This is a genomic window from Methylocella silvestris, assembly GCF_002891535.1.
GTDB classification, from domain to species: domain Bacteria; phylum Pseudomonadota; class Alphaproteobacteria; order Rhizobiales; family Beijerinckiaceae; genus Methylocapsa; species Methylocapsa silvestris_A.
Genome location: NZ_PDZR01000050.1, coordinates 1 through 5,043, shown reverse-complemented (window position 1 = coordinate 5,043; position 5,043 = coordinate 1). Strand labels below are relative to the sequence as shown.

The following is a 5,043-nucleotide window of genomic DNA, read 5'->3' as shown; positions in this document are numbered from 1 at the left end:
ACAAACGGCTCGAAGAACGCCCACTCCTCGTCGCTCATCATGTCCCGAATCAAAGCCGCCTCCCTGAGAAAGCAACGTTGAATCACCGAAAGCCGGGACTGGGAATCTTATTTGTCAACAGGACCTAGAGCTTTGCACCGAGCTCGCTGGATGCTGATCCAAGCAGCGCTACAGCGCCCGCCCGAAAAGAGCCGAAGCCGGAGTTCGGAAAGTTTTTCGACATGTCCCGATGGCAGAGTCGGCCAACAGTGCGATACGAGCCCACTCGAGGTTAGCGGCGGCTCGGAGCAAGTCGTCCGGGAGCGAGGCGGCCAAATTAACTCTGGATCGTGACTTTTCAGGCCCACACGCGCAGGAATCCGATAAATACTATAGTGTTAAAAATTAATACGCGCAAATAGACCATTATGCTCACAATATTAAACGTATATTTAGCATATATTACTTTATATATATATATTTATCTATATAAATTACATATCTGTTGATGTAACTTGCCATAAACTGTCATATATTACAACTATAAATACGTATTTGTGACATACTTTCGCCGTTATTAGTATAATGTATAGATATTTACAAACATTTATATTATAAGTTTATCTATATTTCACAGATATGTTTCTTATTACACTTCATTACGACGAATTATAGCCATGTTATTGCGACTCTGCCTGTCTTTCGGGAACGCTTGACACCGCGCATAAAAAGACTGATGAATAATGAAGTTTAACAATTACATATTTTAGTCATACTTTACATCCATTAAAGCGCAGCACTTAGCTTGGGCTCGGCTGTGAGCCAGAAAATGGCACCTCTTAAGGAGAGCGTAATGAAGAGTAATCTCGCGGCCGGGGCCGCTATGGCGACGGGACTGTACGCTACGTTGACAATCTCAGCAGGCGCGTTTGACGGCAAAAATCCCGCGGGATCGGGCTACGTGCTTAAATTTGATGGAACGTTCAGCTCAAGCACCGTCGATGTGAACGGAACGGGCGCGGCGGGATTCAAATGGTACGTTACAAAGTGGTACGGCTATCCCAAGACCACCACGTCGCAGTTTTCGATCGACAGCGCCGGCGTGCTGACAATCAATCCCAATGAATCGTCGAATTACCAAATCGCGACCGCGGCTCCGTCGAGCAACGCTCAAGGTTATGTCGGTCAGGCGTTCGGCGGCGGCTTTTATATCGAAGGCAAGATCGCCCTCAAATCCGCCCAGGTAGACACGACCAAGGGCTGGCCTGCGTTCTGGTCCAACGCCCTTGAGGAACTGACCGGCAAAGCCCAGTGGCCCGGACAGGTCACCGGCTATAACCACCATATCGAGAACGACTTCTTCGAATATTATGGCACGAGCGGAGGGGGTGTAAAAACCTTCGGCATGGCCCTCCACGACTGGTACGGGCTCCTGAATAAAACCTGCCCCGGCTATTGCAAGGTCACGAACACAAATGGCGTCGTGCAAGTCGGGGCCGTCGATTGGACCCAGTTCCACACCATCGGACAGCTCTGGATCCCAGGCACTTCTGCAAACAATAATCAGGGTTCCGTCACAACTTATTTCGACGGAGTTGCGACTCCGAACGTCGTGAAATGGGTCAACCAAGGCAATGGAGTTCCGGCCCCATCAGGAACCTTCGTCGCCAGTATTCAAGACAAGCAGAATTTGGTCGTCATTCTCGGGACGGGCGTCGGCTCGCCGATGAGAGTGCAATATGTGCGTGTCTGGCAGTTGCCCGGCGCGATTTCGCCAAATGGAACAACCATTACCGGGGCAAACCAGCAAATTGTCGACTCTGGCAAGAACGTATGGACCCTCGTTGGAGGAGTTGTTTACAAGAACGGGGCAACAGCAGGCTTTTCGGCATTGGTGAAGAAGCTGGTCTATAGCAACGGCATCGTCTATCAGGGTACTGATGCCGGATGGTGGGGCTGGATCAACAATAATTGGGTAGCAAGCGGTAGCCCGCTGGCCTGAGATCTTCAGTCCCTCTGGTTTTAGACATCTCGCTCCGGCGCAGCTTGGATTAAAAGCTAAGCGCCGGAGAGCCCTCAAGCAGATCCGGGCCGGCTTCCAGCCTCGATTCCGAAGGGGCGCCAAACCAATCGGCAAACATCATTGAGGAATTCGAGCTACGCGTTCCGAGTCGTGAGCCTCTTCCTCCAACAGTTGAGCCTGCTCATTTTTCCTCTCGACCGCCTCAGACCTTGCAAAAGCGGCGCAGCAGAGAGGAAGCATCCAGACCGCACGTCTGAAGAATGCGGGGCCGGTCAAATATCCGCCGATAAAAATCAACAATATGCCAAGCACCAAACTTTGATCCTTTCTATTGTCTTCAAAGCTTAAGGTTCGAAATAAATAGACAATTATCGCAATGTTCGTCGCCAGCCCCAGAAGGCCGAAATGGAAATAGGCCGACACGATTCCATTATGGATATCGAGACCCTGAAGGCTCACAAGATCAGCGTAGCTATATCCAAACCCAAAGAGGAGAGTCAGCGGATGATTTATCATCTTGTCGATGGCGCCGGAAACCTGCGACGAACGCGTTTGAACGGTTTCGTAGTTGGTCCCGCCTGAGAGAAGGGCATTGATGCGCTCTCGCATAAAGGAGTCGCCGAGAAAGTCGGGATTGGAGACGATGGGCGCCAGCAGCATCAGCAGCCCGGCGACGACCGCCAGAGCGACCCATGCCCGCCGCACGACCAGCATGACCCCGACGGCGCCTGCGAATGTGAACATGCCCGTGAAAGACCCGGAGAATTTCATTGAGTATAATGTGATGACGAGCGCAACCATCCAGAAGCACTTGGCTGAAAGTGTTTTGGCGTCGATCGTCTTGACGAGCGCCAGGAAACCCGTATAGGCCCCGAGTATTCCAGCTTCGACCGGGTGCTCCGCGAGTCCCGGGAATCTATCCCAAAGATCGAGCGCTTCAGTTTTAAATAAATAAGTATATTTGCCGAATTGTCCCTGCAGAATACATACGATGCTGCTCATGGTTCCTGACAAACAAAATATACTATAAATAATTTCCTTTGAAAATAAACCGCTGGTCGCCAGGACATATATAAAAATAAACATATTCCAATAGGCGATCATCAAAACCGCACTTTTGGCTAGGTGCTCGGACAGATCCTTTGCCTGCAGCCCCGAAATAACGAAGGAGCCAAGCAGTGCAAACGATATCCAGAAGGGCACCTGAAGTATTATTATCTGATTCGGCTTGCTCCGCAGCACACAGACCATAACTAATGAATATGCTAAAGCAAAAACATCAAATATCGTAAATCCTGCTAACTTGAACGTTGAAAAAAAAGCTGTGCCGAGTATCATCGAGCCAGCAAGGAACGCGATTAATTCTGGCATGATGCTAACTCTTTTTATAGCTTCGATTCAGCTTCACGTCATCATAACAATTCAGGATAAGATGGCCGCTTTCGGTCGAATGGCAAATTTTCCTTTTCGTTATGCCGAGGTTGCGACCAAGACAAATCACTTCAACCGCTTTTCTTTTGACCTCGATCTTTAAAAAGCGCCGGCTGGCGCCTGCGCCCCCACTGTCTTTTGAGTTTTCTCAACCATTGAATATCGTTACTCGATTTTCGATCCCCGTTCCAGCATCGGCGGGAGCGCCGTTTCGCAAGCTCGCACCAGCTTCGTTGCAAAGCCTTGACAGGCGTCCAATTCGAAAACTACACCCGCCCCATTTCCTCTCAAATCTTCGATAAACGACTTCAATTTATGCATCGCGAAGCATTTTTTCGTCGCGCCAAGGCGTCGTGCAGCCACGCGAAAACGCCTGGCGTCGCAATGACAAGGCAAATATGAGTTTAGAGCATAGACCTTCTCACTCGAACGTCTGATGCTCTATCGCGTTTGACCCTGCGAGGATCGGTTATGGGTGATTTTCATCAAGAAGCTTATAAATTGCAGGCTTCCTTTCATTTACACGACCGGGAGATGCAGGGCGAGGGCGGGGAAGGGCTGCTTAACAGCTGGCTCGACGACACGACCTCGGACAATTGGCGTCACAACCGGATGTATCAATTTGCGAGATTGTTCGTCGCAGATGGCGATGCGGCCACTTGGCTCACCGTCGGCGACGGACGATTTGGCCTTGATTCGGTCGCGCTGAGAAAGAGGGGCGTCAAGAACGTTCTTCCGAGCGACATCGCATCAAGCGGACTGGAGCGCGCGAAGGAGATCGGCCTCATCGACGCCTATGCGACCGAAAACGCCGAAAGCATGAGTTTTCAGGATGGCGAATTCGATTATGTCATGTGCAAAGAGGCCTACCATCATTTCCCGCGGCCATTCGCCGCGCTTTACGAAATGCTGCGGGTCGCCAACAAGGGCGTGATCATCGTCGAGCCAAATGATTATTGGCAGAGTCCGGTTGGCAAGCTGGCCTTCATCGTGAAGCGCCTTTTGGGGAAAGCGCGCCACGTCGATCAAACCCGCTATGAAGAATCCGGCAACTACGTCTACACCGTTTCGGAGCGCGAGATCGAAAAACTCTGCCTCGGTCTCGATCTGCCTTGCGTTTTCTTCAAAGGGATCAACGACGTATATATACAAGGAGGCGAAAACGCGCCCGCTGCATGGACCTCCCTTGTCTTTGTGCGGATGCGGCTCATGATATTAGTCCTCGACGCGCTTTGCGCGCTGGGCCTGTTCAAACCGACACGGCTTCTAATTTGTATTTTTAAGAAGGAGCCATCCCAGATCTTGAGACGCGAATTTTCGGCCGCCGGATGGAAGCTCGTTGACCTTCCGCGCAACCCCCACAGACCCGCGTCGGCCGAAGGATTCGCTCCGGCATTTGCGCAAGACGAGCGGAAAAATTCGATCTCTAAAAACCCGTCGAATTCTGTAAACAACTCTTGAAAGACCCGGGTGTTCGCTGCGAGAGCAAACGCAGCTATAATGCCAAGTTCCGCGTTGACCGCTGCGGAATTTCCGCTCTGCGCGCGTTGAGCTTGTTGCGACAATCAAAAGCTGTATCTTCTTATACACATCTGACGCTGCCGACGACG

The 5,043-nt window shown here is 50.9% G+C and carries 3 protein-coding genes; 2 read left to right on the top strand and 1 reads right to left on the bottom strand.

Annotated features, from left to right (window positions below; translation table 11 throughout):
* The first annotated feature begins 832 nt into the window (after nucleotides 1-832).
* Complete coding sequence (locus CR492_RS20075) at nucleotides 833-1,981, top strand: hypothetical protein (protein WP_146030348.1); 1,149 nt, start codon at nucleotides 833-835, stop codon at nucleotides 1,979-1,981.
* A gap of 138 nt (nucleotides 1,982-2,119) precedes the next feature.
* Here CR492_RS20075 and CR492_RS20070 read toward each other — a convergent pair whose 3' ends face one another.
* The gene (locus CR492_RS20070) at nucleotides 2,120-3,373 is read right to left on the bottom strand and encodes an O-antigen ligase family protein (protein ID WP_146030347.1); all 1,254 of its coding nucleotides are present in this window, start codon (nucleotides 3,371-3,373) and stop codon (nucleotides 2,120-2,122) included.
* A 531-nt stretch (nucleotides 3,374-3,904) separates the two neighbouring features.
* On the opposite strand from CR492_RS20070, the gene CR492_RS20065 reads away from it, so the two are divergent.
* Complete coding sequence (locus CR492_RS20065) at nucleotides 3,905-4,894, top strand: class I SAM-dependent methyltransferase (RefSeq protein ID WP_102845478.1); 990 nt, start codon at nucleotides 3,905-3,907, stop codon at nucleotides 4,892-4,894.
* Nucleotides 4,895-5,043: the final 149 nt, after the last annotated feature.